Raw genomic sequence first — 26671 nt, 5'->3', positions numbered from 1 at the left:
TCCGGAGTAATTTCCGGGCCCTGCAACCAGGATTCGTCAAGCGCCCTTTACCGACCAGGGGTTTCCCGTTTCACGCAGGAACAGGAAACAGGAAACAGCGCCGCCGGACAAAATCACAGCCGCGGCGGTCAACGCGAAAGCCGTTGACATTCCGGAGGCCAGTACGCCGAGGACGGCAACGCCCAGGACCGCGCCCGTCTGGCGGGCCGCGTTCAGCGCGCCACCCGCGATTCCCGACAGCTCCGGCGGGGCCGAGCCGACCACCGCGGTCAGCAGGGACGGGATCGCCAGCGAGACGCCGAACCCCAGCGATGCCAGTGCCGGTACCGAAAGCGCCGGCGCGAACGCCTGCAGCAGCGTTCCCAGTGTCATCAGGGAAAAGCCCGCCACCGCGGGGAAACGCGGCCCGACGCGGGCGACCAGGCGGCCGGTGAAGATCGGGTTGAACGCCGTCGGGATGGTGAGCGGAAGGAAGGCCAAACCCGTGGCCGACGGGGCGTAGCCGCGGGTTTGCTGGAAGTACAGCGACAGGACGAACAGGACACCCGACAGCCCGAAGTTCACGATGGCGCCCGCCAGCAGGCCCCAGGACACGAGACGTCGTGGGAGCATCGCGCCCGGACGGCGTTGGGCCCGGAGGAACACCAGCGCCGCCGCTGCCGCGGGGAGCAGAGCCCAGAAAGCGGTTTCGGCCAGGGCATACGTCAGTGTCGACAAAGCGACTATCGCCGACAGCTGGCTGACCACGTCCAGCCGGCGCGGCTTGGGCGGCGCCGACGGCGCGGAGCGGGACAGCGCCAGTGCGATCAGCGCCACCGGGACGTTGACCGCGAAGATCGCGCGCCAGCCGAACGCCTCCGTCAGCACGCCGCCCAGCAGCGGGCCCGCGACCAGGCCCGTGCCGCTCACCGCCGCCCACACCCCCATCGCCTTGGCGCGCGCCGAAGGCACCGGGTAAGCCGTCGCGATCAAGGACAGCGAGGACGGGACCAGCAAGGCCCCGGCCACACCCAGCAGTGCGCGGAGAGCGATCAAAAAGGACGGAGACGCGGCAGCGGACAACCCTGACAGCACAGCGAAAGCGACCAAGCCGGTGAAGAACACCCGGCGGGCACCGAACCGGTCGGACCACGCGCCCGCCGTCAGCAAGAACGCCGCGAACGTCAGCGTGTAGCCGTTCGAAATCCATTGCTGGTCCGCCAGCGATGGCGACAACGACGGGAGCGCGACCGTCACGATCGTCGTGTCCAGCATGACCAGGAAGTAGCCCAGCGAAAGGCCGGTGAGGAGTCTTGGCACACCTCGAAGCCTGGACGCTCGGTGACACCGGTGGAAGCAGGGAGTTACGATGGGGGGCATCGGGAACGCCGATGGGGGATGCCATGGAACTGCGCCACCTGCGCACCTTCCGCGTGGTCGCGCGGACGCTCAACTTCACCCGCGCCGCCGGGGAACTGCACTACGCGCAGTCCAGCGTCACCGAGCAGATCCAGGCGCTGGAGGCGGAACTCGGGTCGAAGCTGTTCGACCGCGGGCGGCAGCTCCGGCTCACGGCCGCCGGGGAACGGCTCCTCGGGTACGCCGACCGGATGCTTTCCCTGGCCGAAGAAGCCAAGGCCGCCGTCGAGGAAAACCGCGGCGAGCCCGAAGGAGAGCTGACCATCGGCGCGCTGGAAACCCTTTGTGCGCAGTGGATCCCGGAGATCCTCAGCGAATACCGGGCCAAGTGGCCGCGCGTGCGGCTGACGCTGACCGAGGGTGGCCGCGGCGAGCTGTACCGGGCCGTGCGGCAGTCCGAAGTGGACGTCTGCTTCACCTTCGGCGCCCCACCGGCCGACCCGGCGTTCGCGAGCGAAAGCCTCGGGGAAGAACCCCTCGTCGTCCTCGTCCCGCCCGGACATTCCCTGGCGGACAAGGAAACCCTGACCCCCGCCGACCTTCGCGGGGTGGGTTTCCTCGCCACGCCCCAGGGGTGCGGCTTCCGGGAAATGCTCGACCGGCTCGACGGGCCCGTCATCGAAACCGAGGTCGGCAGCATCGCCGCGCTCGGGCGGTGCGTGGCCGCCGGGATGGGGTGCGGGCTCGTGCCCGCGCTCGCCGGCCACGGTGGCGCGGTCGCCGTCCCCCTCGCCGGGGCGACGACCGCCGTCACCATGACCTGGCGCAAGCGGGACGAGCAGAAGCCGAACGTCGCCGCCCTGCTCGCCCGTGTCAGGGCTTGAGCACCTCGAGACCGTCGGCCACCACGACGCCGTCGTGCAGCACCGTCCGGTCGCGGCCGCGGTCCATCACCGCGCTGGCCGGGGTTTCGCCGTCGACGAGCACCAGGTCCGCGCGGTCGCCGGCGGCCAAGCCCGGCCGGTCGTCCACGCCGGCCAAGCGCGGGACGTCGTGGCTCATGATCGACGCGCCGCCCATCGTCGCGACCGCCAGCGCCAGCTCGATGTCGGCGTCGCGGCGGAACCCGCGGGTGAACGCCAGCTGCCACGTCCGGTCCAGCAGATCGCAGTTGCCGTACGGGCTCCAGTAATCACGCTGGCCGTCCTCGCCGAGCCCGATCCGGACACCGGCGGCCACGAGGTCCACAAGGGACAGCTGACCGGCCGCGGACGGCGCCACCGTGGTCATCGCGATGTCGAGGGCGGCGAAGTCGTCGATCACCCGGCGGCTCACCGACTCGGAGATCGAGCCGAGGTCGTACGCGTGGGACATCGTGACCTTGCCCCGCATGTCGAGCGCCCGGACGCGCTCGAGCACCAGGTCCGTGGAGAACAGGCCGAGGTGGCCCGGCTCGTGCAGGTGGATGTCGATCTCCGCCTGGTGCTTCTCGGCCAGGCCGAAGACCGCGTCCAGGTGGCCCTTGGGATCACGGTCCACAGTGCACGGATCGATGCCGCCGATCACCGTCGCGCCGGAGCGCATCGCCGCGTCGAGGACGTCCAAGGTGCCCGGCTCCCGCAGGATGCCCGCCTGCGCGAACGCCATGACGTGCACCTCGGCCTGGCTCGCGAACCGCTCACGGGCGGCCAGCACGGCGTCGAGCTTCTCCAGCCCGCAGTCGACGTCGACCTGCGCGTAGCTGCGCACCCGCGTGGTGCCGTTGGCGATCATCCGCTCGAGCGTGCCGGCCACGCGCTCGGGCAGCGGGACTTCGGCCGTGCGCCAGTTCTCCCGGTCGTTCGTCATCATCGCCCAGACACCCGGACCGCCGGTGTGCGGCCGGAACGGCAGCCCGATCCGCGTCGAGTCGAGGTGCACGTGGACGTCGCTGAACGCCGGGAACAGCAGGCGGCCCCGGCCTTCGACCGCACCGGGCACCGGCGCCGGGTCGTGCGGGCGGACCGCCGCGATCCGGTCGCCGGTCAGCTCGACGTCGCTGCGCTCGCCGCCCCAGGGGCGGACGTCTCGGATCCACATGGGAGCCACGCTAGTCACTTGCCGAGCGCGTCCACGCCGGCCTGGGCGAACGCCTCGTCCTGCGCGCCGGAGGGCGCACCGGCGACGCCGACCGCGGCGATCGGGGTGGTGCCGGCGGTCACCGGGACCGCGCCGGCCAGGAACAGCGTGCCCTCGATGTCCTTCAGCGTCGGGGCCTGCTGGAGGCGCCCGACCAGCTCGGACGTCTTCGCGTTCCACGAGACCGCCGTGAACGCCTTCTGCTGCGCCGAGCTGTAGGACTGCGGGCCCGCGCCGTCGCCGCGCAGGGTCAGCACGGTGTTGCCGTCGCGGTCCACGACGGCGACCGACACGTGCTGGCCGGCCTTGGTGGCGGCGTCCAGCGCGGCCTGGGCGGCCTTCGACGCCGCCGCGATCGACAGGTGCGAGGTCTGGACGACGTTCTTGGTCCCGGCCGGGGCCGCGGTGGCCGAGACGGCGCCGGCGGTGGTGGCGCCGACCGCGGCGAGTCCGGCGACGGCGGCGGCGATGCGGGTGCGGGTCGAGATCATGGTCTGCTCCTCGGATCGGGGTTCGATGGCTCCAGCATCAGCCCGCGACCAGGCGGTTCTCGTCGGCGGCCCGGCCGACACCGGGGTCAGCCGATCGGCTGATGCGGGGGCGTTCCCGCCGGCCGACGCTGGTGCTGGAGAGCGGAGGGACCACTATGGAAGGCATGGCAGACGCCGACACGCGGTGGCTCGCCGCGGTCATGCACTCGGCGTTCCTCCTGCTGGTGCTCGCGTCCGCGGTGCGGTTCCTGACCCGCCACGAAGGCACGCCCCTGCAGCCGTGGGTGATCGGGTTCACCGCGGCACTGCTCGTCGCGTACGGCGCCGGCCTGCTCGCCGGGCGGCACCTGCTCTGGCTGACCGTCGTCCTGGCGCTCTGGGTCGTCCTGGTGGTGCTCGCCCCGAGCTTCGCGTGGTCGGCGATCCCGCTGCTGGTCACCGGCCTGCGCACGCTGCCGACCGGGCCGGCCCTCGCCCTCGTCGGGGTGATCACGGCGCTGGTCGTCGTGTCGCAGAACCGGCTGGCCGACGGCTTCGACCCGAACCTGACCATCGTGCCGATCGCCATCGCCGCGGTCACCGCCGCGGTGATCACCTTCATGCGACGGCAAGCCGAGCGGCTGCGCGATTCCGAGCGCCGCGCGGGCGTGCTCGCCGAACGCCACCGCGTGTCCCGCGAGCTCCACGACGCCCTCGCGCAGGGCCTGTCCAGCCAGTCGATGCTGCTGCAGGCCGCCGACCAGGACTGGGACCGGCCCGAGCTGGCTCGCGAGCACCTGCGGGCCGCGCAGCGCGTCGGCGCGGGGAACCTGTCGGAAGCGCGACGGCTCGTGCAGGACCTCGCGCCCGCCGACCTCGCCGACGCGACGCTCGAAGAGGCGTTGCGCGCGGTGGCCGGGCGGGCCGGGCTGCCGGTGGACGTCCGCATCGACGGCGACGAGCGGCCGCTGCCCGAGCGCGTCCAGTCCACTGTGGTCCGGATCGCGCAGGGCGCGCTGGCCAACGCGCGTGAGCACGCCGAAGCGGGCAGCGTCGTGCTCACCCTCACCTACCTCGACGACCAGGTCGTGCTGGACGTCGCCGACGACGGGCGGGGGTTCGTCGAGCGAGCGCCCGAAGGCGACCGGGGGCACGGGCTGCCCGCCATGCGGGTCCGGGCTCAGCAGCTCGGTGGCCGGCTGACCGTCGAGTCCGAGCCCGGCCACGGCACGGTCGTTTCGGCCGCGATCCCCCTGGAGGGCTGATGACCATCCGTGTCCTGGTCTGCGACGACCACGCCGTCGTGCGCGCCGGGCTCCGGGCCCTGCTCGCGGGCGCCGACGGCATCGAAGTCGTCGCCGAAACCGCGAGCGGGGAGGAAGCCGTCGCGACCGCCGCCGCCGTGCACCCCGACGTCGTGCTGATGGACCTCCAGCTCGGCGCCGGGATCGACGGGATCGAGGCGACGCGCCGGATCCGGAGCACCCCCAGCGCGCCCCGGATCCTCGTGCTGACGACCTACGACACCGATGCGGACATCAGCCGCGCGATCGCCGCCGGGGCCACCGGCTACCTGCTGAAAGCCGGGTCCGCCACCGAGCTGTACGCGGCGATCGAGGCGGCCGCGGCCGGGCGGACCGCGGTCTCCCCGCCGGTCGCCGACCGGATGATGGCGCAGCTGCGCGCGCCGAGGCCGACGTTGACCGCCCGGGAACTGGACATCCTGCGCCGGCTCGCCGAGGGACTCGGCAACCGCGAGATCGCCCGCGCGCTGTTCATCAGCGAGGCGACGGTCAAGACGCACCTGAGCCGGATCTACGGCAAGCTCGACGTCGACACCCGGGCCGGTGCCGTCGCGGTCGCCAAGGAACAGCGCCTGCTCGACTGATCAGGCGTTGTCCAAAAGGGACAGGTGCTCGCCGGGAAGGTCCAAAGTGAACGCCGGGGCGATCGACTCGTAGTGCGCCCAGGTCCGCGGGCCGATCAGCGGGATCACTCCCTTGTGGAGCAACCACGCGAGCGCGACCTGGTTGCCGGACGCGCCCAGCGCCGAAGCCACCTTCGCCACCGCGGCCAGCCGCGCCTCGGAGTCCGGACCGGCGTACGCGCGCCAGATCGGCGTCGACTCGCGGTAGGTCGCGTCGTCGTAGATCCCGCGCAGCAGAGCGGAATACGCCGCCAGGGAGACGTCGGGGTGCTGGGACAGCCAGTCCAAGAGCTCGCCGCCCGCGATCGACGGGACGTCGGCGCCGGTCGGCCGCAAGTACGAGTGCTGGACCTGGACCGCCACCGGCGACGCCCACCCGTTGGCCAGCGCCAGCGAGCGGATGCGCTCGAGGCGCCACGTCCGGACGTTGCTCCACCCCGTGTAGCGAACTTTGCCCGCGCGAACCAGTTCGTCCAAAGCGGACAGTGTCTCCTCCGGCGGCTCGCGGCGGAGGTCGACGTGGACGTAGTACAGGTCGATGTGGTCCGTTCCCAAGCGCCGCAGGCTTTCCTCCACCGAACGCCGGATCACCGCGGCGCTCGCGCCTTCGTACGTCCGCTCCCGGGCTTCCCAGTCCGTCGTGCCGTCGGGACGGGCGGCGGCGCGGGCCGCGGGCAGGTCCACGGGTTGCGCCGACACCTTCGTCGCCAGGAAAACGCGGTCGCGGCGTCCGCGCAGCAGCTTGCCGAGCAGGGTTTCGCTCTCACCACCGCGGAACGACGGACCCGCCCACCACGCGTAGCAGTTCGCCGTGTCGAGGAAGTCGCCCCCGGCGTCGAGGTACGCGTCCAGGATGCGGGCCGACGTCGGTTCGTCCGTCGACGTCCCCATCGTCATGCAGCCCAGGGACACCTGGCTGACGTGCTGACCGGTCCGGCCCAGTTCCACCTTCTTCATGCGTACGAACCTAAGCGAGAAGCGGTCCGGTACTACAGTCCAATGATGTGGCTGGAGCACAGACCAATTGGGGCGTCCTGCTGGAGCTGACCGGACCGGGGCCGAAGCACGAACAGCTCGCGCGCGCTCTGCGCAAGGCGATCCGCGGGCTCGACGACGGCGTCGCCGTGCCGCCGAGCCGCCAGCTCGCCGCCGATCTCGGCTGCTCGCGGTGGGTCGTGACGCAGGCGTACGCCCAGCTCGTCGCCGAGGGGTACCTCGACGGGCGCACCGGATCCGCCACGCGCGTGCGGCGGGTCGGGGACGCCGTCGCGGCCAAGCCGCCGTCCCGGAAGCCGCCGCCGCGGTACGACCTCGCCCCCGGGCTGCCCGACCTGCGCCACTTCCCGCGGCAGCGGTGGGCGGACGCCGTGCGCGGGGTGCTCGGCACCGCGCCGCACACCGACTTCGGGCTGCCCGATCCCGCCGGGCACCCGCGCCTGCGCGAGGTCCTCGCCGGGTACCTGCGGCGGGTCCGGGGCGCCGAAACGGACGACGTCGTGGTCTGCGGCGGCGTCACCGACGGCGTGGCCCGCGTTTGCCTTGCTCTGCAACGAAAAGGCATCACCCGGCTGGCCGTCGAGGATCCCGGCTGGACGCGGCTGCACCGCGCCGCCGCGGCGGCCGGGATGGCGATCGACCCGGTGCCGGTCGACGAGGAAGGCATCGACGTCGGGCGGATCCCGGCCGGGACGCGGGCCGTGCTCGTCACCCCGGCGCACCAGTTCCCCACCGGTTCCGTCCTTTCCCCGCGAAGGCGTGCCGAACTCCTGGCGTGGGCACGGGAAGTCGACGGGCTCGTCCTGGAAGACGACTACGACGCCGAGTTCCGGTACGACCGGCGGCCCGTCGGCACCGTCCAGGGCACCGATCCGGGCCGGGTCGCGCTCTTCGGGTCGGTCAGCAAGACGCTCAGCCCGGCGCTCGGGCTCGGCTGGGCCGTCGTCCCTCCACAGTGGACTATCGCGGGTCATGCGCCACCGGTGGTGGACCAGCTGGCCCTCGCCGGGTTCGTCGAGAGCGGTGGGTACGACCGGCACCTGCGGGCCGCGCGGCTGCGGTACCGCGCCCGGCGCGACCGGCTCGTCGAGGCGCTCGGGCCGGCCCGGCTCTCCGGTGCGGCGGCCGGCCTCCACCTCGTCCTGCACCTCGACCGGCCGGCGGCCGCCGTCGTGCGGGCCGTGCGGGAGAAGGGCGTGAAGGTGGCCGATCTCGACGGCTACCGCGTCGCGCCCGGCGAGCCCGCGCTCGTCCTCGGGTACGGCAACCTCGCCGACAACGCTGTCGCCGAGGCCGCCCGGTTGCTGCGCGAAGCGGCGAGCTGAGGTCTTCCAAAAGCCGCATCCAGGTGGCAAGGTGGCACACCGACCGCGGGCCTGACCGCCGGTCGACGTTTGACAACGTTGTCACTCCTGGGAGGTGCGCCCATGTGGTCGCAGAGCAGACGCCTGGCCGCCGTGGTGGCCGCGGGGGTGGTGGTCGCCGGCCTGGCCCCCGCCGTGGCACAGGCGGCGCCGGCCCCGGCGGATCCGGTGAGCCTGGTCAACCCGTTCGTCGGCACGCAGAACTTCGGCAACACGTTCCCCGGCGCGAGCGCGCCCTTCGGCATGGTGCAGGTCAGCCCGGACACCGGCGGGCAGGGCGGCTACGACTACCTGCAGAACGCGATCTACGGCTTCAGCCAGACGCACCTGTCCGGCGTCGGCTGCGGGGTGATGGGCGAGCTGCCGATCATGCCGACCACCGGCGCCGTCGACAGCGTCGACAAGAACGCCTACAAGTCCGAGTACAGCCACGACGACGAGCACGCCGAGCCCGGCTACTACCGCGTCGGCCTGAAGAAGTACGGCGTGGACGCCGAGCTGACGGCGACCGCGCGCACCGGCTGGCAGCGCTACACCTTCCCCTCGACCGGGCAGGCGAACGTCCTGTTCAACACCGGGCAGGCCAACCAGTCCGTGAAGGACTCCGAAATCCACGTCGTCGGTGACCGGACGCTCGAAGGGCGGGTCAAGGCCGGCGGGTTCTGCGCCGGGCACGACGAGCACACCGTCTACTTCACCGCCACCTTCGACCGGCCGTTCAGCTCGTTCGGCACCTGGCGCGACTCGACGCGCACGCCGGGCAGCCGCGACGCCGCGGGCACCGGCGGCAACGGCGCCTGGGCCAGCTTCGACGCGAGCACCGACCACGACGTCGTGCTGAAGGTCGGCCTGTCCTACACCGGACTCGACGGCGCCCGGAAGAACCTGGCCGCCGAGACTTCGGACAGCTACGACTTCGACGCCACCCGCGCGGCGCTGCACCAGCAGTGGGCCGACCGGCTCGGCGCGATCAAGATCGCCGGCGGCACGACCGACCGGCAGACGGCGTTCTACACCGCGCTCTACCACGCGCAGCTGCACCCGAACCTGGCCGGCGACACCGATGGCGCGTACACCGGCTTCGACGGCAAGGTGCACACCGCGAGCGGCTACACGCCGTACCAGAACTTCTCGCTGTGGGACACCTACCGGCCGCAGAACCAGCTGCTCGAAATGCTCGAGCCGCAGGTCGCGCGGGACGTCGCGCTGTCGGTCGTCGCGATCGGGCGGGACGGCGGGTGGCTGCCGCGCTGGGCGCTGGCCGAGAGCGAAACCAACATCATGACCGGCGACCCGGTCACGCCGTTCCTCGTCGAGGCGTGGTCGAAGGGCCTGCTCGCCGGGCACGAAGAAGAGGCGTACGCGCTGCTCAAGAAGAACGCGACGAGCACGCCGCCCGCCGATTCGCCGTACAACGGGCGCTCCGGCGTCAACTACTACAACGACCGCGGCTACATCCCGAGCGGTCTGGAGCTCGGCAAGGACTGCGCGGCCAAGGGCGGCGACAACGACTGCGAGCACCCGGCGTCGGCGACCATGGAGTACGCCGCGGCGGACGCGTCGCTCGCGTTGATGGCCGGCGGGCTCGGCCACAAGGCGGACGCGAAGCTGTTCGCCGACCGCGGCCAGTGGTACCGCAACCTGTGGGATTCGTCGATCCAGCAGTTCCGGCCGCGCACCGCCGAGGGCACGTTCCTGACGCCGTACAACCCGGTCGACGCCGACCACCAGTTCCACGAGGGCGGCGCCTACCAGTACCAGTGGCTCGTGCCGCAGGACCCGGCCGGGCTGGTCTCGCTGATGGGCGGGCGGACGTCGACGGAGAAGCGGCTCGACTCCTTCTTCGCGTACGGCAACCTGCTTTCCGACCCCGCGGGGACGGCCCGGAAGGACTGGATCGCGAGCCCGTACGACTACTACGGCAAGGCGACCTACAACCCGAACAACGAGCCCGACCTGCTCGCGCCCTACATGTACAACTGGGTCGGCGCGCCGGCGAAAACGGCGACCGTCGTCCGCGCGGCGATGACGTTGTTCACCACCGGCCCCGACGGCATGACCGGCAACGACGACCTCGGCACGATGTCCGCCTGGTACGTCTTCTCCTCGCTCGGGCTGTACCCGACGATGAGCGGCGCGAACTTCCTCGCGGTGTCGAGCCCGCAGTTCGAGTCGGCGACCGTCCGGATCGGACAGTACGGGCGTTCGCAGGGCGGCACGCTGACCGTCGACGCGCCGGGTGCTTCGGACGCGAACCGGTACATCCAGAGCGTGTCGCTGAACGGCCGCGACGTCCGGCAGACGTCGCTGGACTGGTCCGCGCTCGCGCACGGCGGGACGCTTTCGCACAAGCTCGGGTCTCGGGTTTCCGCTTGGGGCACGTCCCCGGGCGCGGTCCCGCCGTCGGTGAACACCGCGGCCGGTGACGCGCGGCGGCACGTCGACGCGTCGCTGCGGCAGACGTCCGTGGTGATCCCGGCGGGGGCGGCGCAGCAGGTGCACCTCGACCTGGACGTGCTGGCCCAGAACCCGGCACTGCAGCCGGTGACGGTTTCGGTCTCGGCGCCTTCGAAGTGGAAGGCGCAGGCCCAGCCGCTGCAGGTGATCTGGTCGGGCAGGCTCCCGGTGCAGAAGACGGTGCCGATCACGGTTTCGGTGCCCGCCGGGACCGCTTCGGGCACGTACCCCGTGCAGGTCAAGGTGTCCGGGCTGGGCGCGAACACCGTGTCCCGCTCGGCGACGGTCGAGGTCCGGACGCCGTCGACCTGCGTGTCTTCGGGCACGCAGTGCGCGGTGGACCTGGCCCGCGACCTCAACCACGACGGCACGGCCACGGTGACGGCCTCCACGGAGGGCAACTTCGACGGCGGCGGCTGGAGCTACGACGCAGCGCTGCTCCCGCCGGCGGGCCCGGTGGTCTGGGACGGCGTCACGTACGCGGCGCCGGACGCTTCGGGCACTTCGCCGAACTTCGTGGAGGCGCGCGGGCAGTCCCTGCTGGTGCCGGCGGGTCAGCACGGCGCTTTGAAGCTGGTGGGGGCGTCCCACAACGGGCCGGTGTCGACGACGGTGACGGCGCACTACACGGACGGGACCAGCGCGGACCTGGCCGTGACGTTCGGCGACTGGGCGGGGTCCGGCTCGCCGGTGGTGCTCGAGATGCCGCACCGCATCAAGGCGGGCAGCGGAGTGGACGGGCCGCCGGTACGGCTGTTCGGGATTTCGGCCGCACTGGACGGCGGGAAGACCGTGCAGTCGGTGAGCCTGCCGAACGACCCGAGGGTGGAGATCTACGCACTCACCCTGGCGTGACCGACCGGTCGTGAGTGTTTAGTCGGGTTCTAACCCGACTAAACACTCACGACCGGATCTCCGGTGACGGCGGCGGGCGATCGAGACGGCGGAACTCGACCCACTGGCGGCTCGCGTCGGACCACGTCTCCTGGTGGCGGGTGAAGAACTCCTGCAGCCGCTCGCGGCTCAGCTCGGCCGTCGGGGTGCCGACGAGGTAGTAGTCCATCTCGTCGCGGATGCGGTTGAGGTTGTAGCGGGTCTCCTCCATCAGCACCCACCGCGACCGCCAGTTGAAGAACGTCTCGAGGCCGCCCAGCACGGTGACCAGCGCGACCATCGGCAGGGCGATCGACGCGCGGGCCGGGATCTGCTGGATGCCGAGGACCACCGTCGAGGACGCGGTCAGCAGCAGCACCGTCACCCGGACGATCGACGCGCGGCGGCGGAAGCGGCGTTTGCGCGTGTCGGCCCAGTCCATGTCGGCCGAGACGAGGTCGCGGAAGCCGAGGAGCTGGTCGCGCAGCGGGCGGTCCGGCTCGCGGCCGGCGACTTCGAGGAAACCGCGCTCGGAGTCGAGGGGTGGGGACGCCATCGCGTCAGGTTGGCGGAGCCGCGCCCGCCGCGGCAAGCGTCAGGCCACGATCCGGGGTTCCGACGCCAGCCGCGAGAGCACGTGGGTGAGGCGGCGGGCGGCCACCTCCCACTCCTCGAGCGCGCTGCCGCGGCCGAGCGCCGCCGTGCGCAGGGAGCGCCGCAGTTCCGGGTCGGCGTACCAGCGGTGCAGCGCGTCCGCGAGCGAGTACGGGTCGTCCGGCTCCACCAGCAGGCCGGGGACCTCGCCGTCCGCGTCGACGCCGAGTGCGTCGTACACGCCGCCGACCTCGGTCGCCAGCACCGGGATGCCGCGGGCCAGTGCCTGCGCGACGAACATGCCGGACGTCGGCGCGCGGGCCGGGATGACCAGGAGGTCCGCCGCGTTGTAGGCCGCGCCCAGGTCGACCGCGTCGCCGGCCAGGGTGATCCGGCCGCCGAGGCCCAGGCGCTCGATCGACCAGTGCAGCTCGTCGACGTAGGCCGGGTCCGCCGCCAGCGAGCCGGTGAACACGCACGACAGCGCGAGGTGGTCGACCTCGCCGAGAGCCTGGACCAGCACGTCCTGGCCGTTGCGGCGGGTCACGTCGCCGACGCACAGCAGCCGGGACACGCCGTCCGCGCCCGCCGCGAGCGGGGCCGCGTCGGTGCCGGGCTTGGCGACGTAGACGCGGCCGGGGTCCAGGTCGTGGCGGTCGATCAGCAGCCGGGCGAGCCACGGGCTGGTCGCGACGACCATCCCGGCCATCCGCAGCGTCTCGCGCTCGCACGCGTCCAGCTCCGCGGCGTGCGCCGGGTCGAGGCCGGGCTCGTCGGCGAGAGCCTGGTGCACCAGCACGGCCAGCCGCAGCCGCCGCGTGTGGGGAACGACGATCTCCGGTACGCCCGAGGCGATCATGCCGTCGAGCAGCACCACCGTCCGGTCGGGCAGCGCCGCCAGCGACCGCGCGAGCCGACGTCTCGACGTCGCGTCCGGCTCCGGCCACTGGCCGGCGATCGGCAGTTCGAGCACCGGCTGCCCGACGGCGGGCAGGTTCTGGCACATGCGCTTGTCGTACGTGTCGCTGCCCGGTGGGGCGGCCGGGAGGATGAACACCATCGGGTCGGCAGGCCTCATCGCTCAACCTCCAGCGTGGATCGACGGCGGGACGCCTCATCCGTCACACGCGGCCGGAGCCGGAATGGTTCAGCTCTGGGCGTCGATCTTCCAGACGCCGTTCTCCTGGACCAGCGTGAACGTGTCCGTCTCCCCCTTGCCCCCGTCGTAGAGGACGTGCGCGGTGACCCGGCCGGGAGCGATTTCCTTCACGCTGTCGGCCTTGACCGACTTGTACTGCCCCCAGAAGTTCTGGTACGTCGCCAGCGTCTGCCGGCGCGACGCCTTGAAGCGGTCCGTGAGCAGGTTCCACGCCTCCGCTGTGTTGTTCGGCAGCAACGCGTAGTACGCGCTCAGCGCGTCGGCCGCGGTCTTCGTCGACGCCACGCTCGAAACCGGCGGCGAGGTGGGCGGGGCGGCCGACGTCGTGGGCGTCTCCGGCATGGAGGACGCCGGCGCGGGCGACGGCGAGGGAGTCACCGAAGCCGAGACGGAGGGTGCCCCCGACGCCGGCGGGGCCGCGTTGCCCGTCGGCGGTTTCTGCCGCACGACCAGCAGGATCGCCACCACGACCGCGACGCACAGCAGCGCCGCGCCCGCGCCGACGGCGATCAGGCCCTTGCGCGCGCCCGGCGACACCGCGGCGACCCCGCCGGCGGGCACGGTGACCGCGGCGGGTACCGGCGGCACCGGTGGCAGCGCGGCCGGTTCGGCCTCGGGGACCGTCGCCGCGAGCACCGACTCGCCGGGCTCGGGGTCCGGCAGCAGCGCGAGCAGCTCCCGCTCGACCTCGTCCATCGACGGCCGTTCGGCCGGGTCGGACGCGAGCATCCGGAGCAGCAGCGGCGTCAGCCTGCCCGCCTTTTCCGGCGGCTCGATCTCGCCGCTGGACGCCTTGTAGAGCAAGGCGATCGGGTTGTCGGCCGTGCCGTACGGCGGCTTGCCCTCGACGGCGGCGTAGAGCGTGGCCCCGAGGGAAAAGACGTCGGCCGCGAAGTCCGCGTCCTCGCCGCGGGCCACTTCCGGCGCCAGGTACGCGGGCGTGCCGGCGATCTCGCCGGTGGCCGTCAGCTTGACGTCACCGATCGCGCGGGAGATGCCGAAGTCGGTGATCTTCGCCGTGCCGTCTTCGGCGACCAAGATGTTGGCCGGCTTCACGTCGCGGTGCACGACCCCGACCCGGTGCGCGCCGGCCAGCGCGGAACTGATCTGCGCGCCGACGCGGATGGCGTCGTCCACCGTCGTCGGCTCCTCGCGGACCAGGACGGCGAAACTCTTCGACGGCAGGTATTCCATGATCAACCACGGCCGGTCCTCCTCTTCGAGGACGGCGAACACGGTGATCGCGTGGGAATGCTGGAGCCGGGCGGCGATCCGCGCCTCGCGCATCGCGCGGTTCTTCGCTTCTTCCGTGCGGTGCTCGTCGTGGTCGTGCGGCAGCAGGAGTTCCTTGATCGCCACGGTGCGGTCGAGCTTTTCGTCCTGGGCCCGCCACACCGTGCCCATCGCGCCGCCGCCGATCGGCTCGAGCAGCCGGTACCGATCGCGGATCCGGCGACTTTCCACGAGCATCCACCATTCTCCGAAGTGGCCGAGAGGTCCGGCCAGCATGCCAGCCGCGGGGGCCGACCGGTACCAACCTAACCGAAAACCTTGCACGGGCAGTGCATTCGCGCGCTGTGGCGCCGCCCACCCGGATACCCCGGATACTAACGAACAACCCCGAACGCGCGATCAAGTGCGTCCACGATCTCCTTGCGCAGCCCGGCGCCGACGGCGATCGTCGCCGCGGAACCGACCGTGTGCTCGCGGCCGTCGCGGTCCACGACGGCGCCGCCGGCCTCGCGCACGAGCAGCACGCCCGCCATGGTGTCCCACGGGTTGTTGGACAGGATCAGTGCGGCGTCGAGCTTTCCGTCCGCGACCCAGGAGAGGTCGACCGCCGCGGTGCCCAGCATCCGGATCTTCTGCGCCCGCGCGCCGAGGTCGGTCAGCAACGCCAGCCGCGCGCGGTTCTTCTCCTCGGCGAGTTCGCCGATCGCGAAGTCACCCACCGCGATCATCGCGTCGGGCAACTCGGTCGCGCGCGACGCACCGATCCGCTCTCCGTTCGCGAAAGCACCCTCTCCGCGCGACGCGGTGTACGTGACACCGAGGTACGGCAGGGCGATCGCGGCGACCGTGCTGTGCTCGCCGTCCACCAGCGCCAGGGAAATCCCGCAGAGCGGAATCCCGCGGGCGAAGTTCGCGGTCCCGTCGATCGGGTCGAGGGCCCACCAGCGCCCGCCGCCGGCCCCGCTGCGGCCGCGCTCCTCGCCGAGGAACCCGATTTCGGGGGTTTCGGCGGCGAGGAACTCCCGCAGCGCGTCCTCGACGGCGGTGTCGACGTCGGTCACCAGGTCGCGATCACCTTTCGCGGAAACGGAAAAGGTCGGGCGCGACCGGACGATCCCGGTCGCCTTCGCCACGGCTTCGCGCGCGACGGCCAGCAGTGCGGCATGCTCGGTCATGCCACCCAACATAGAGAAGGGACGCGGTCATGACCGAGCTGTTCCCGCTCGCGACCACCACCGACGAGCAAGCGCGGCGGGCGTCGGTCGCGGTGCTGCCGATCGGCAGCTTCGAGCAGCACGGCGCGCACCTCCCCCTGGCGACCGACGCGGTGATCGCGGCGACCATCGCGAAGGCCGTCGCCGACGCCTACCCGGTGCTCCACCTGCCGCCGATCACGATCTCGTGCTCGCACGAACACGCGGGGTGGGCCGGCACGGTGAGCATCTCGGCCCGCACGCTGCACGCCGTGGTCACCGACGTCGCCGCGTCGCTCAAGGCGTCCGGCGTCGGCAAGCTCGTGCTGGTCAACGCGCACGGCGGCAACTACGTACTGTCCAATGTGGTCCAGGAGGCGGGCGGCGCGATGGCGTTGTTCCCCGGCGTCGCGGACTGGCAGGCGGCGCACACCGCGGCCGGCCTGCGGACGTCGCTGGACGACGACATGCACGCGGGCGAGCTGGAGACGTCGATCCTGCTGCACGCCCACCCGCACCTGGTCCGGCCCGGCTACGAGGAGGCCGACCACGACACCGACCGGGAGCACCTGCTGACGCTGGGCCTGCGGGCGTACACGGAGTCGGGGGTGGTCGGCCGTCCCTCGCTGGCGACCGCGGCCAAGGGCCACGTCCTGCTGGACACGCTGGTCCAGCGCTTCGCCGCCGTGCTCAAGCTCGTGAGTGTTTAGTCGGGTTCTAACCCGACTAAACACTCACGAGGTCAGCGCGCGGTGAGGGCCTGGTCCAGGTGCGGGAGCAGGTGGGCCATCCGTTCGGCTTTGGTGCGCAGGTACCGCAGGTTCTCCGCGTTCGGCGGAACCAGCAGCGGGACCTGCTCGCTGATCCGGATTCCGTAGCGCGTGAGCTGTTCGACCTTCGCCGGGTTGTTCGACAGCAGCCGCACCGACCGGACCCCCAGGTCCTGCAGGATGGCCGCCGCCGCGTGGTAGTCGCGGGCGTCGATCGGGAGGCCGAGCGCCACGTTCGCGTCGACCGTGTCGAGGCCTTCGTCCTGCAGCCGCATCGCCTTGAGCTTCGCGAGCAGGCCGATCCCGCGGCCCTCGTGGCCCTGGACGTAGACCAGCACGCCCGAGCCCTCCTCGACGATCCGGTCGAGCGCGGCCGCCAGCTGGTCGCCGCACTCGCAGTGCGTCGAGCCGAAGACGTCGCCGGTCAGGCACTCGCTGTGCACGCGGGTCAGCGTGCCGAGCTCGGTGATGTCGCCGTACACCAGCGCGACCTGCTCGGTGCCGGCCCGGTCGAGGTAGCCGACCGCGCGGAACGTCCCGTGCCGGGTCGGCAGCCGGGTCTCGACGACCCGCTCGACCACGGCCCGGTGCGGTACGTCCCCGATGACGTCGCTTGCGGTCATGATTTCAACCCCACTTCCGATTCGATCCCGGTGTCGGCCGCCGTGCGCGGCGCGGGCACGACACCGGTGTGCGGAGCGCGGGTCACGCGGAACCCGGCGACGCTCCGGACGAGCAGGACACCGGCGCCGGGCAAGCTCGCGACCAGCGTGAGCACGCCGTAGACGACAGCGACGGTGACACCTTGGGCGGCACCCAGGCCGGCCGCGCCGAAGAGCAGGGCGCAGACGCCCTCGCGCGGGCCGAAGCCGCCGATGTTGAGCGGGAGACCCATCGCGAGCAGCGCGAGGACCATCAGCGGCACGAGCTGCCCGACCGGCGCGTCGACCCCGGCGACGCGGGCGGCGACGACGAACAGCGCCAGGTGCCCGGCCAGCGTCGCGGCCGACAGGAAGCCCACGCCGGGCCAGGTCTCGCGGGTGAACAGGCCGAGCCGCAGGTCGGCGAGGGTGACGGCGAAGCCGCGGCGGACCTTCGACGGGCTGTGGATCCAGCGTCCGCCGAACAGCCTTCCGGCGACGACCGCGGCGACGGCGGCCAGCACGACGACCACGCCGGTGACCACGACGACCTCGCGGAACGCGCCGGGCACGACGTCCGGCGACGCGAGCACGACGGCGACCGCGGACGCGATCAGCACGAGCTGGCCGGCGGTGCGCTCCAGGACGACGGCCCGCACGCCGCGCGGCACGTCGCCGGCGTCGCGGCCGTGCTGCACCGCGCGGTGGACGTCGCCGAGGACGCCCGCGGGCAGCACGCCGTTGAGGAACAGCGCGCGGTAGTAGTCGGCGATCGCGGTGGGCAGGGAAAGCCGCAGGCCGAGCCGGGTGGCGACGATCTGCCAGCGGCCCGCGCTGAACACCGTCGTCGCGAAGCCGATGGCCAGGGCGGCGAGCACGCCGGGCGTGCTGATCCGGCCCAGGCCGTCGAGGAAGGCCTCGCTGCCGAGCTGCCAGACGAGGACCGCGAGGATGCCGACGGCTCCGAGGATCCGGAGCCAGGCCAGTGCGCGCTTCACGCCGCCGCCTCCAGGCTCGGCGGCAGGACCAGCAGGTCGCCGTGGTGGACCACCGCGTGCAGCTCGCCCGCCGACGCCATTTCGAGCCGTCGCTGCAGGTAGACGTCGGAGACCGGGCGCAGCTCCGGCAGCTGCTCGACGGCCGCGCCGACCCAGCCTTCGAGCCACTGGCGCTGCAGTTCCGCCTGGTCCGGCCCGAGCCGCCAGGCGCTCTCCGCGCGGATGACGGTGGCGCCGAGCCTGCCGAACGCGGTCGCGGCGACGTCCGCCGCGGTCGGGCCGAGCAGCCGGCGGCCGCCGGTGAGCCGCCGCTGGTGGGCGTTGAAGGACGCGGAGATGGCCGGGTCGAGCGGGTCGCCGGGCGAAAGCTCCACCTTGCCGGTGACCGACAGCATCAGCAGCGCCGCGCAACCCGCTTCGGCGATGGCCGTGGCCAGCGCCGTGACCTCGGCCCTGGTCAGCAGGTCGAGCAGCGCGGACGCGGTGACCAGCGACGTCCCGGCGAGGTCGGCGGCGCGCAGCGCGGTGACGTCCCGCCGCTCGGCGACCACGGTGACCGGGCTGCCGTCGAGCGCGACCGGCGGCAGGCCGGTGCGGGCGCGGTCGAGCAGCTCGGCGTCGTCGTCGTGCAGGATCCAGCGCTGGGCGCCGGGCAGCCGGCCGGCCAGCCAGCGGCCGAGCGAGCCGGTGCCGCAGCCGAGATCGCGGACGACGACCTCCTCGCCGTCCGGGAGGTACTCGCGCAGCGTGTCGACGAGTTCGGGGGCGCGGGCCGCGGCGTCGGCGGGTTCCCGCAGGTAGAGCCAGTCCGGCGCGAACGCGGTCATGCCGCCGCCTCCTGCCGCTGGAGGATGTCGGCGATCCGGCGGGCGGTGGCGTCCCAGCCGGTCAGTGCCTCGCGCCGCAGCCGGGCCGAGGCACGCAGCCGCGTCCGCAGGTCGGGCTCGGTGAGCCAGCGGCGGAGGGCGGCGCCGAGCGCTTCGACGTCGTCGCCGGGGACGAGCATGCCGGGCACCGAGCCGTCGGGCGCGACGCCGACGGTGTCGGGCAGCGCGTCGACGTCGGTGGTCAGCACCGGCACGCCGCGGGCGAGGGCTTCGGTCACGACCATGCCGTACGTCTCGGCGCGCGAAGGCAGCACGAGCAGGTCGGCGGTGTGGTAGGTCGCTTCCAGCGCCGGGCCGGTCCGGGGGCCGGTGAGGGTGAAGCGATCGCCGAGCCGGTGCTCGCGCAGCCGCTCGACGTACTTGGTCTCGCGCCGGATCCCGCCGACGCATTCGCAGGTCCAGCGCAGGTCGGCGACGGTTTCCAGTGCCTGGGCGAGCACGCCCTGCCCCTTGCGCGGGGTCACGTTGGCCACGCAGACCAGCCGGGACACGCCGTCGGTGCCGATGGCGGGCGGCGCCGGGTCGACGCCCGGTGGCACGGCGTGCACGCGGTGCGGGGCCAGCCCGTGGTGGCCGATCAGCCGGCGCGCGGCCCACTCGCTGGTCGCGACGACCGAGCTCGCGGCCCGCAGCGTCTCGCGCTCCAGCGCGTCGAGCTCGGCGGCGAGCGCGGGCGGCAGGCCGGTCTCGTCGGCCAGCGGCAGGTGCACCAGCACCGAGAGCGAAAGGCGCCGGGCCTGCGGGACGACGACCTCGGGCACGCCGCACGCGACCAGGCCGTCGAGCAGCACGGCGGACCCGGTGGGCAGCGCGGCGAGCAGGTGGCCGAGGACCGCGCGGGCCTCGGTGTCCGGCCGCGGCCAGGAGCCGGCCACGGCGATCTCGTGCACGTCGAGCCCGGCGTCGGTGAGCCGGTCGCACAGCCGTCGGTCGTAGGTGTTGCCGCCACTCGGGACGGACGCGTCGTCGACGTCCCCGGGGAGGACCACGTAAAGGGAGTTCACAGGGCACGCTCGTAACTCGCCCAGGCGACGTGCGATTCCTTCAGGGAGACGGCGATGCCTTCGAGGCCGCGCGCGCCTTCGCCGAGGCGCCCGGCGTGGACGGCGTCGGCGAGGCGGTCGGCGACGACCTTCGCGAGGAACTCCGTGGAGGTGTTGACGCCCTTGAACTCCGGCTCGTCGTCGAGGTTGCGGTAGTTCAGGTCGCTCAGCACCGCCTTGAGCTCTTCCGTGGCCTTGCCGATGTCGACGACGATGTTGTCCTCGTCGAGGTCGGTGCGGCGGAAGGTCGCATCCACCACGAAGGTCGCGCCGTGCAGGCGTTGCGCGGGTCCGAAGACTTCCCCGCGGAAGCTGTGGGCGACCATCACGTGGTCACGGACGGTGATGCTGAACACCAAGACCTCCGATGCGTTCGGGTGGACGTGGTCACTGCGGCTGATACATGACACGGAGGCAAAGCGCGGAAAGTTCATTCCCGGCCAACCGGGGTAGCACGGACGGCAGATCTTCAAACGCGCACTCACCGCTGACCAGCGCTTCGAACGCCGGATCGGCCAGCAGCTCCAGCGCGACGGCCATCCGCTGGGCGTAGCTGCGGTCCGGCCGCGCGACCGTCCCGACCTGGCTGCCGCGGATGACCAGGCGCCGGGAGTGGAAGTGTTCGCCGAGCGGGACGCTGACCTTCCGGTCGCCGTACCAGGACATTTCGACGACTTCGCCTTCCGGCGCGAGCAGCTCGAGCGCGCGGGCGAGCCCGGCCTCGCTCGCGCTCGCGTGCACGACGAGGTCGCAGTCACCGTGGGCGCGCTCCGGGGTCGAGAAGTCGACTCCGAGCGCCTCGGCGACGTCGGCGCGCGACGGGTCGACGTCGACGAGCTGCACACGGGTCGCCGGGAAGCCGTGGAGCAGTTTCGCGACGCTCGCCCCGACCATCCCGGCGCCGATCACCGCGATCCGGTCACCGAGCCGCGGCCGCGCGTCCCAGACGGCGTTCACCGCGGTCTCGACGGTGCCGGCGAGGATCGCGCGGCCGGGCGGGACGTTGTCCGGCACCGGCGTCACGGCGCTCGCCGGGACGACGTACGCGGTCTGGTGCGGGTAGAGGCAGAAGACGATCCGGCCCTCGAGCTCGGCCGGGCCGCGCTCGACGACGCCGACGTTGAGGTACCCGTACTTGACCGGGCCGGGGAAGCCGCCGTCCTGGAAGGGCGCGCGCATGACGTCGTGCTGGCTCGCCGGGACACCGCCGCGGAAGACCAGCGTTTCGGTGCCGCGGCTGACGCCGGAACAGAGCGTGCGGACGAGCACTTCGTCGGGTCCCGGCTCGGGCAGCCGCTCCTCGCGCAACTCCCCGACACCGGGCTGTTGAACCCAGAAAGCCTGTTCCACGTGTTTCTCCTCAGCGGGCGACCGGAGGCTGGTGTCGCCACCCTATGAGCAATTCGCGGAGTCGACGATGATCAAACAGGACCTTCTCCTGCGCGCGGTGGTGCCGGCGTGGGTGCTCGCCGCGGGGGTCGTCGCGGGGCTGTCCCCCCTCGCCTGGGCCACCGGGGTCACCTTCGGGATCGCCCTCGTGCTGCTGACCGAATGGGGCCTGCGCCGCGCCGGCCGGGCCGCGTTCAGCGCGGCGGACTGGATCACGTTCGCCCGCGCGACGCTCGTCGGGTGCGCCGCGGAGCTGATCGCCGACGGCGGCCTTTCCGTCGCGTGGCTGGTCGGGCTGGCCGGCGTCGCACTCCTGCTGGACGGCCTCGACGGCCAGGTCGCCCGCCGCACCGGCACGACGTCGGAGTTCGGCGCGCGGTTCGACATGGAGGTCGACGCGTTCCTGATCCTCTTGCTGTGCGTCCAGGTGTCCCGGACGCTCGGGCTGTGGGTGCTGGCGATCGGCCTGATGCGGTACGTCTTCGTCGCGGCGTCGTGGTCGATGCCGTGGCTGACGGCGCCGCTGTACCCGAGCATGGCGCGCAAGACGGTGGCCGCGGTGCAGGGCGTGGTGCTGGTGGTCGCGGTGTCCGGCCTGCTGCCGGTTCCGGTGACGTTCGCGCTGGTCGCGGGCGCGCTGGGCTCGCTGGTGTGGTCGTTCGGCCGGGACGTCGTGTGGCTGGCCCGGCACCGGGTCACCGAACCGGCCCGGATCGTCCAGTTCCCGCGCCCGTTCCACACCCCGGCCTGGCGCGGCAACCAGGCGGCTTGAGATGACGTGAATGACTCATTCCTGTCGCCAGGCGACAGGAATGAGTCATTCACTACGTCCGGCTCAGCTCGATTCGCGGGCCGCCCGGGCGCGGCGCTTGCCTTCGTGCATCGCCACCACCCGGGCGATCGGGATCGTGTGCCCCTCCGCCACCAGGTCCTCCGGCAGCACGAACGGCTCCGGCATCTCCGCCGTCCACGGGTCGCCGTCCGCCAGCAGCCCCGGTGCCGTGTGCACCGTGAAGTCCGCGGGCTTGACGCTGTCGAGGTCGGCCCACGCGACCGGGAACGACACCGGCACGCCGGGGCGGTGGCGGGGGCTGTAGACCGAGATGACCGTGGCCCCGCCCGCCCGCGTCGAATCCAGGAACACCTTGCCCGCACGGCGTTCCCGCACGAACTCCGTGGTGCCGAGCGCCGGGTCGATCCGCTCGGCCCGGGCCGCGACCGCCCGCGTGGCCGCCGCAATGTCCTCGGTCGACTGGCCGGGAGCGAGCGGTACGAAGACGTGCACCCCCTTCGAGCCGCTGGTCTTCACCGCGCCGTCGAGACCGTCGTTGCGCAACGCCTCCCGCACCAGCTTCGCGGCCCCGGTGGCCAGCGAGAACGGGCCGTCCTCGGGCGGGTCGAGGTCGAGGATCAGGTGCGTCGGGCCGTGCTCGGGACCGCCGCGGTAGAGCGACGTGTGGTACTCGATCGCCCGCTGGTTGCCGAACCAGATCAGCGTCCGGAGGTCGTTGCACAGCGCGTAGGAGACGTCCCGCTTGGACGTCTCGGCCCACACCGACACCCGCTCGACCCAGTCCGGGGTGTACTTCGGCAGGTTCTTCTGCATGAACGGCCCCTGCCCGCGCAGCACCCGCAGCACGGTGAGCAGCCGGTCGCGCAGCTCGGGCAGCATCCGCTCGGACACGGCTTCGAGGTAGTCGAGCAGCTCCCGCTTGGTCACCCCGGCGTCCGGGAAGACCTCCTGATCGAGACTGCTCAGCTTGACGCCGTGCCGTACTTCGTCGCCGCTCATCGGCCCACCTTCGCGTCCGCGCGCGAGGCGGTCAACCTCAGAACGGCAGCTGCGAGCGGAGCCGGTCGAGCCAGCGGTCGACGGTGTCTTCCGCGCGGTCGTAGTCGTTGGCCTTGCGAGCCGCGTCGGCGCGTTCCTGGACGTGCCGGCCGATCGTGGCCGCGTACTGCGGCAGCGCGTAGACGTTCTGCCAGTACCCGGCGCGCATCTCGACCGTGGACACCTTCTCGTAGCCCGCGGTCGCCTTCGCGAAGTCGAAGCCGTAGCGCGTGCCCGACGGCTCCGGGCCGTTCGCGGTCACCACGATCACCGTCGGCCGCGCCTTCATGACGACCTCGGTCGGGTCGGCGCCGCGGGCGATCGCCGCGTCGTTGAGCCCGATGTAGTCGATCGAGTTCCAGCCGCTGTAGTACGGGATCGCGCCCGCGTCGGTGACGGCGAGGCTGCGGGCGGCCGGCGGGACGTCGGCCTCGGCCAGCCCCTTGCCGATCGCGATGTGCGCGCGCTGCAGGTCCGGGCCGTAGTTCGCGATCACGCCGAGGTCGGGCGCGGTCGCGCCGCCGACGGCCGACCAGCCGACCGCCACCAGCCCGAGCAGGGCACCCACGAGCCGCGGCTTGAGCGTCCCGGCCGCGATCCCGGCGCCCAGGCAGAGGACGGGGATCGCGTGGTCGGCGAAGCGGTCGAGGTAGTCCATGGTCGGCCCGGACACCGCGTACGTCACGTAGGTGACCGCGACCGTGACCACCAGGAGCACGCCCGTCGCGCGCGTCGCCTTGCGGAGCACCAGCGACAGCGTGAGCAGCAGCAGCGGGAGCAGCAGGAACGCCGTGTGCTTGGTCCACAGCCAGCCGGAGTCGAGGTGGCCGAACTTGACGTAGAAGGTGTTGGGCAGCAGCTGGCCGTAGAACTGCCAGCGCCAGACGAAGTAACCCGCGCCGACGACGGCCGCGGCGAGCGTCCACCAGCGCGCCGACGCGCGGCCCCGCTCGCGCCAGAACCACAGCGCGACGACCGGCAGCGCGGCCAGCACGCCTTCGGGCCGCAGCATGCCGAGCAGGAGCAGCAGCACCGGCGGTTCCCACGTCCGGACCCGCTCGTTCGCGAGCACGCGCAGGCCGAGCACGACGATCCGCAGCAGCACGGCGGCGAACGCGGCCGTCTCGAGGCCGGCGGTGAGGTGGAAGTAGGTCGGCAGGAACACGACGTACGCGCCCGCACCGACCAGGACGCCGGTGAGCCCCGCGCGGCGGTGGCCTTCGCGGATCAGCAGGTAGAGCGTCCCCAGGCCGAGGACCAGCGACGTCAGCTTGGTGAACAGCGGCAGCGCCAGCCCCAGCCACGCGCCCAGCCCCGACCAGACCACCCAGGCGAAGTTCGTGAAGCCTTCGACGCGCGGGCCGTCGACGTTCCACACCGGCCCGTGCCCGTCGGCGAGGTTCGCCGAGTAGCGGAAGCTGATGAACGCGTCGTCGATCGTGAAGAACCAGGCCGCCCAGGCGCCGGCGAGGAACACCGCGAGCAGGACCAGCGAGACCACGATCAGCGGCGCGCGGCGGGCGGGCCGGGCGGGCGCGGTCTCTTCGGCCTGGACGTCAGCCTCGATCGCCGTCATGGATTCCCCTCGGGTGGCTTTGCCGACCCGACACTGTAGCCGGGGCGGCTCAGACCGGCGGACGCCCGGTGCGCAGCCGGCGGCGCAGGTCCCACAGGCAGAGGTTGAACGGGAACCGCCGCAGCGGCGTGGGCAGCACGCGCACGACCCGGCCGAGCGCGCCGAGCAGCGCGTCGAACCGGCGCTGGTCGGCGGCGGTCCACGGCAGCCGCATCTCGTCGCGGAAGCGCTGCGGGAGGAACCCGGTGGTGACGAACCGGTGGAACCGGCGGCCGGGCGCGGCCAGCACCGGGTGCACGAACCGCAGGTCGACGACGGCGGTGAGGTAGCGGCGGACGGTGTCGTCGATGCCGACCTGCTCGAGCCCGGCCGCCCAGTACGCCTCGAAGGCGTCACGGTCGGCGGGCCACATCTCTTCACGCACCTGCAGCGTCGTGCCGAGCGAAGCGGCTTCGCGGTAGAAGTGCGCCGGGTCGCCGCCGACGAACGCCAGGTAGACGTCTTCGAAGCCCTTGTACAGGCAGGCCGCGACCCACAGCTGGAGATCGGTGTCGAACGCGTTGTAGGCGACCGGGCTCTCGTCGGTCGAGTGGACCTGCGCGTGCGCCGCGTCGACGCCGCGGCGGTAGGCGGCGCGTTCGGCGTCGGTGCCCATGGTGGCGACGGCGAGGTAGGTGAGCGTGGTCCGCGTCCGCTTCGCCGGGTGGCGGAAGAGGTTGCCGCTGTCGACCCGGCTCTCCAGCACGCCGTACCCGACGGGCGCGCGGGCGAGCTGCATGATCACGTTCGCGCTGCCGGCCAGCAGCCCGGCGCCGATGACGGCGTCCTGAAGCGCGGTTTCGGTCACGCCCTCCAGGGAACGACACTGTTGACGAGGTGTCAAGAACGGTAGTTCGCCCGGGCGAACGCGATCAGGGCGCGCGCCGCCGGGCTGAGCGGGCCCTCCGTCCGCCACGCGAGCGCGAGCACGCCACGCAGGCCCGGCCCCGCGATCTCGACGACCCGCAGCTCCGCCTGGTGGTAGCGGCCCAGCGACTCCGGCACGATCGCCACCCCGAGGCCGCGGACCGCGAGCTGTACCAGGACGTTCGGGTCGGCCGCCTCGAACGCGATCCGCGGGGTCAGCCCTTCGCGCGCGAAGGCGGTGTCGAGCGCGGTGCGCAGGCCCGTCCCCTTCGGCAGCGCCATCAGCGGCAGGCCGTCGAGGTCCCGGATGGCCACCTCGGCGCGGTCGAGCGGGCCGTCCTTCGCCGTGACCGCCAGGAACGGCTCGTCGAGCAGCACCTGCGTCGCGATGCCCGGCGGCGGCTCGGTCGAGAGACCGACGACCGCCAGGTCCAGGCGGCCTTCGCGCAGGCCGGCCAGCATCTCGCCGGTGTTGGCTTCCGACAGCGTGATCTCGACGGCCGGGTACCGCTCGTGGAAGCCGGCCAGCAGGTCCGGCAGCCGGACCGGGCCCGCCGACGTCACGGCGCCGATGGCGACCTGGCCGCGGACCAGCCCGGCCAGCTCGTCGACGGCTTCGCGCACGCCGCGCACCGCCGCGAGCGCGGCCCGGGCGTGTGGGAGGGCCGCGGCGCCGACGTCGGTGAGCCGGACCGTCCGGCCGGAACGGTCCAGCAGCTCCTGCCCCAGCTCCCGCTCCAGCCGCCGGACCTGCGCGCTCACCCCGGGCTGGGCGACGTGCAGCCGTTCGGCCGCGCGCGTGAAGTTGCCCTCCTCCGCGACCGCGACGAAGTAGGCGAGCTGGTGCAGTTCCATAAGCATTGATTCTAGCTCGTAGAAAAACCAGATCTTGGACTTCTGATCGGCTT

Annotated in this window: 25 protein-coding genes; 7 read left to right on the top strand and 18 right to left on the bottom strand. The window is 72.6% G+C overall.

The genetic code is table 11. The features are described 5' to 3' along the window. Positions 1 to 36 precede the first annotated feature (36 nt). Positions 37 to 1299, bottom strand: coding sequence for an MFS transporter (locus tag SD460_RS11640; RefSeq protein ID WP_290049736.1), 1263 nt, complete (start codon positions 1297 to 1299; stop codon positions 37 to 39). Between the two features lie 71 nt (positions 1300 to 1370). On the opposite strand from SD460_RS11640, the gene SD460_RS11635 reads away from it, so the two are divergent. Next, positions 1371 to 2222 carry a LysR family transcriptional regulator gene (locus tag SD460_RS11635; RefSeq protein WP_318306140.1) on the top strand — a complete coding sequence of 284 codons (852 nt, stop codon included), beginning with the start codon at positions 1371 to 1373 and terminating at the stop codon, positions 2220 to 2222. On the opposite strand, the gene SD460_RS11630 is transcribed toward SD460_RS11635, so the two are convergent. Together SD460_RS11630 and SD460_RS11625 are read right to left on the bottom strand one after the other, a co-directional pair. Next, positions 2212 to 3417, bottom strand: a complete 1206-nt coding sequence (locus tag SD460_RS11630) for an amidohydrolase family protein (RefSeq protein ID WP_290049734.1) — start codon at positions 3415 to 3417, stop codon at positions 2212 to 2214. The two genes, SD460_RS11635 and SD460_RS11630, sit on opposite strands and share 11 nt — an antisense overlap. Before the next feature lie 14 nt (positions 3418 to 3431). Beyond that, a complete protein-coding gene (locus SD460_RS11625; protein ID WP_290049732.1) occupies positions 3432 to 3947 on the bottom strand; it encodes a GlcG/HbpS family heme-binding protein in 516 nt (171 codons plus the stop codon). Between the two features lie 164 nt (positions 3948 to 4111). On the opposite strand from SD460_RS11625, the gene SD460_RS11620 reads away from it, so the two are divergent. Both SD460_RS11620 and SD460_RS11615 read left to right on the top strand, forming a co-directional pair. Beyond that, positions 4112 to 5191 carry a sensor histidine kinase gene (locus SD460_RS11620; protein WP_290049730.1) on the top strand — a complete coding sequence of 360 codons (1080 nt, stop codon included), beginning with the start codon at positions 4112 to 4114 and terminating at the stop codon, positions 5189 to 5191. Further along, positions 5191 to 5814: a response regulator gene (locus SD460_RS11615; RefSeq protein WP_290049728.1), complete on the top strand. Its 624-nt coding sequence runs from the start codon at positions 5191 to 5193 to the stop codon at positions 5812 to 5814. Before SD460_RS11620 ends, SD460_RS11615 begins: the two co-directional genes overlap by 1 nt. Here the strand turns inward: SD460_RS11615 and SD460_RS11610 are convergent, their stop codons facing one another. Further along, entirely contained in the window at positions 5815 to 6810 is a 996-nt protein-coding gene (locus SD460_RS11610; RefSeq protein ID WP_290049727.1) for an aldo/keto reductase, read from the bottom strand. It abuts the gene before it with no gap. 47 nt (positions 6811 to 6857) lie between these two features. Between SD460_RS11610 and pdxR the strand changes: the two genes are divergently transcribed. Together pdxR and SD460_RS11600 are read left to right on the top strand one after the other, a co-directional pair. Beyond that, complete coding sequence (gene pdxR / locus SD460_RS11605; RefSeq protein WP_290049725.1) at positions 6858 to 8174, top strand: MocR-like pyridoxine biosynthesis transcription factor PdxR; 1317 nt, start codon at positions 6858 to 6860, stop codon at positions 8172 to 8174. 102 nt (positions 8175 to 8276) lie between these two features. Beyond that, positions 8277 to 11525, top strand: a complete 3249-nt coding sequence (locus SD460_RS11600) for a GH92 family glycosyl hydrolase (RefSeq protein ID WP_318306139.1) — start codon at positions 8277 to 8279, stop codon at positions 11523 to 11525. 46 nt (positions 11526 to 11571) lie between these two features. On the opposite strand, the gene SD460_RS11595 is transcribed toward SD460_RS11600, so the two are convergent. The 4 genes from SD460_RS11595 to SD460_RS11580 form a co-directional block, all read right to left on the bottom strand. After that, positions 11572 to 12099 carry a DUF4231 domain-containing protein gene (locus SD460_RS11595; RefSeq protein ID WP_290049722.1) on the bottom strand — a complete coding sequence of 176 codons (528 nt, stop codon included), beginning with the start codon at positions 12097 to 12099 and terminating at the stop codon, positions 11572 to 11574. Positions 12100 to 12138: 39 nt separating this feature from the next. Further along, positions 12139 to 13197 (bottom strand): glycosyltransferase, encoded by a 1059-nt coding sequence (locus SD460_RS11590; protein ID WP_318306557.1) that lies wholly within the window; start codon positions 13195 to 13197, stop codon positions 12139 to 12141. An 87-nt stretch (positions 13198 to 13284) separates the two neighbouring features. Next, entirely contained in the window at positions 13285 to 14766 is a 1482-nt protein-coding gene (locus SD460_RS11585; RefSeq protein ID WP_290049721.1) for a serine/threonine-protein kinase, read from the bottom strand. 137 nt (positions 14767 to 14903) lie between these two features. After that, positions 14904 to 15704: an inositol monophosphatase family protein gene (locus SD460_RS11580; protein ID WP_290049720.1), complete on the bottom strand. Its 801-nt coding sequence runs from the start codon at positions 15702 to 15704 to the stop codon at positions 14904 to 14906. A 29-nt stretch (positions 15705 to 15733) separates the two neighbouring features. On the opposite strand from SD460_RS11580, the gene SD460_RS11575 reads away from it, so the two are divergent. Continuing rightward, positions 15734 to 16432 (top strand): creatininase family protein, encoded by a 699-nt coding sequence (locus tag SD460_RS11575; protein ID WP_290049719.1) that lies wholly within the window; start codon positions 15734 to 15736, stop codon positions 16430 to 16432. 32 nt (positions 16433 to 16464) lie between these two features. On the opposite strand, the gene ribA is transcribed toward SD460_RS11575, so the two are convergent. The 6 genes from ribA to SD460_RS11545 are packed head-to-tail and all read right to left on the bottom strand — an operon-like array spanning position 16465 to position 21411. After that, positions 16465 to 17115, bottom strand: coding sequence for a GTP cyclohydrolase II (gene ribA / locus SD460_RS11570; RefSeq protein WP_290049718.1), 651 nt, complete (start codon positions 17113 to 17115; stop codon positions 16465 to 16467). Next, positions 17112 to 18131, bottom strand: a complete 1020-nt coding sequence (locus tag SD460_RS11565) for a lysylphosphatidylglycerol synthase transmembrane domain-containing protein (RefSeq protein ID WP_290049717.1) — start codon at positions 18129 to 18131, stop codon at positions 17112 to 17114. Before SD460_RS11565 ends, ribA begins: the two co-directional genes overlap by 4 nt. Then, a complete protein-coding gene (locus SD460_RS11560; RefSeq protein ID WP_290049715.1) occupies positions 18128 to 18958 on the bottom strand; it encodes a class I SAM-dependent methyltransferase in 831 nt (276 codons plus the stop codon). Before SD460_RS11560 ends, SD460_RS11565 begins: the two co-directional genes overlap by 4 nt. Next, complete coding sequence (locus SD460_RS11555) at positions 18955 to 20022, bottom strand: glycosyltransferase family 4 protein (protein WP_318306138.1); 1068 nt, start codon at positions 20020 to 20022, stop codon at positions 18955 to 18957. Before SD460_RS11555 ends, SD460_RS11560 begins: the two co-directional genes overlap by 4 nt. Beyond that, on the bottom strand, positions 20019 to 20417 hold the full coding sequence (locus tag SD460_RS11550) for a 6-pyruvoyl trahydropterin synthase family protein (RefSeq protein WP_290049711.1): 399 nt from the start codon (positions 20415 to 20417) through the stop codon (positions 20019 to 20021). Before SD460_RS11550 ends, SD460_RS11555 begins: the two co-directional genes overlap by 4 nt. Positions 20418 to 20448: 31 nt before the next feature. Continuing rightward, positions 20449 to 21411, bottom strand: a complete 963-nt coding sequence (locus SD460_RS11545; RefSeq protein WP_290049709.1) for a zinc-dependent alcohol dehydrogenase — start codon at positions 21409 to 21411, stop codon at positions 20449 to 20451. A 67-nt stretch (positions 21412 to 21478) separates the two neighbouring features. On the opposite strand from SD460_RS11545, the gene SD460_RS11540 reads away from it, so the two are divergent. Then, a complete protein-coding gene (locus SD460_RS11540; protein WP_290049707.1) occupies positions 21479 to 22222 on the top strand; it encodes a CDP-alcohol phosphatidyltransferase family protein in 744 nt (247 codons plus the stop codon). A gap of 63 nt (positions 22223 to 22285) precedes the next feature. Here SD460_RS11540 and SD460_RS11535 read toward each other — a convergent pair whose 3' ends face one another. From SD460_RS11535 to SD460_RS11520, 4 genes are read right to left on the bottom strand one after another with little or no spacing between them, the layout of a single operon-like run. Next, the gene (locus SD460_RS11535; RefSeq protein ID WP_318306137.1) at positions 22286 to 23242 is read right to left on the bottom strand and encodes a DNA polymerase domain-containing protein; all 957 of its coding nucleotides are present in this window, start codon (positions 23240 to 23242) and stop codon (positions 22286 to 22288) included. 37 nt (positions 23243 to 23279) lie between these two features. Next, a complete protein-coding gene (locus SD460_RS11530; protein WP_290049704.1) occupies positions 23280 to 24857 on the bottom strand; it encodes a DUF8728 domain-containing protein in 1578 nt (525 codons plus the stop codon). 49 nt (positions 24858 to 24906) lie between these two features. After that, positions 24907 to 25704: an oxygenase MpaB family protein gene (locus SD460_RS11525; protein WP_290049703.1), complete on the bottom strand. Its 798-nt coding sequence runs from the start codon at positions 25702 to 25704 to the stop codon at positions 24907 to 24909. 32 nt (positions 25705 to 25736) lie between these two features. After that, positions 25737 to 26618, bottom strand: coding sequence for a LysR family transcriptional regulator (locus SD460_RS11520; RefSeq protein ID WP_290049701.1), 882 nt, complete (start codon positions 26616 to 26618; stop codon positions 25737 to 25739). Positions 26619 to 26671: the final 53 nt, after the last annotated feature.

The organism is Amycolatopsis solani (assembly GCF_033441515.1).
Lineage (GTDB): Bacteria > Actinomycetota > Actinomycetes > Mycobacteriales > Pseudonocardiaceae > Amycolatopsis > Amycolatopsis solani.
This window is presented reverse-complemented; position numbering and strand designations above follow the sequence as displayed.

Excerpts from the sequence above, each read along its gene's own strand:
- SD460_RS11635 (WP_318306140.1), top strand. The coding sequence starts at position 1,371 with ATGGGGGATGCCATGGAACTGCGCCACCTGCGCACCTTCCGCGTGGTC.
- SD460_RS11630 (WP_290049734.1), bottom strand. The coding sequence starts at position 3,417 with ATGTGGATCCGAGACGTCCGCCCCTGGGGCGGCGAGCGCAGCGACGTC.
- SD460_RS11625 (WP_290049732.1), bottom strand. The coding sequence starts at position 3,947 with ATGATCTCGACCCGCACCCGCATCGCCGCCGCCGTCGCCGGACTCGCC.
- SD460_RS11620 (WP_290049730.1), top strand. The coding sequence starts at position 4,112 with ATGGCAGACGCCGACACGCGGTGGCTCGCCGCGGTCATGCACTCGGCG.
- SD460_RS11615 (WP_290049728.1), top strand. The coding sequence starts at position 5,191 with ATGACCATCCGTGTCCTGGTCTGCGACGACCACGCCGTCGTGCGCGCC.
- SD460_RS11610 (WP_290049727.1), bottom strand. The coding sequence starts at position 6,810 with ATGAAGAAGGTGGAACTGGGCCGGACCGGTCAGCACGTCAGCCAGGTG.
- SD460_RS11600 (WP_318306139.1), top strand. The coding sequence starts at position 8,277 with ATGTGGTCGCAGAGCAGACGCCTGGCCGCCGTGGTGGCCGCGGGGGTG.
- SD460_RS11595 (WP_290049722.1), bottom strand. The coding sequence starts at position 12,099 with ATGGCGTCCCCACCCCTCGACTCCGAGCGCGGTTTCCTCGAAGTCGCC.
- SD460_RS11590 (WP_318306557.1), bottom strand. The coding sequence starts at position 13,197 with ATGGTGTTCATCCTCCCGGCCGCCCCACCGGGCAGCGACACGTACGAC.
- SD460_RS11585 (WP_290049721.1), bottom strand. The coding sequence starts at position 14,766 with ATGCTCGTGGAAAGTCGCCGGATCCGCGATCGGTACCGGCTGCTCGAG.
- SD460_RS11580 (WP_290049720.1), bottom strand. The coding sequence starts at position 15,704 with ATGACCGAGCATGCCGCACTGCTGGCCGTCGCGCGCGAAGCCGTGGCG.
- SD460_RS11575 (WP_290049719.1), top strand. The coding sequence starts at position 15,734 with ATGACCGAGCTGTTCCCGCTCGCGACCACCACCGACGAGCAAGCGCGG.
- ribA (WP_290049718.1), bottom strand. The coding sequence starts at position 17,115 with ATGACCGCAAGCGACGTCATCGGGGACGTACCGCACCGGGCCGTGGTC.
- SD460_RS11560 (WP_290049715.1), bottom strand. The coding sequence starts at position 18,958 with ATGACCGCGTTCGCGCCGGACTGGCTCTACCTGCGGGAACCCGCCGAC.
- SD460_RS11540 (WP_290049707.1), top strand. The coding sequence starts at position 21,479 with ATGATCAAACAGGACCTTCTCCTGCGCGCGGTGGTGCCGGCGTGGGTG.
- SD460_RS11535 (WP_318306137.1), bottom strand. The coding sequence starts at position 23,242 with ATGAGCGGCGACGAAGTACGGCACGGCGTCAAGCTGAGCAGTCTCGAT.
- SD460_RS11530 (WP_290049704.1), bottom strand. The coding sequence starts at position 24,857 with ATGACGGCGATCGAGGCTGACGTCCAGGCCGAAGAGACCGCGCCCGCC.
- SD460_RS11520 (WP_290049701.1), bottom strand. The coding sequence starts at position 26,618 with ATGGAACTGCACCAGCTCGCCTACTTCGTCGCGGTCGCGGAGGAGGGC.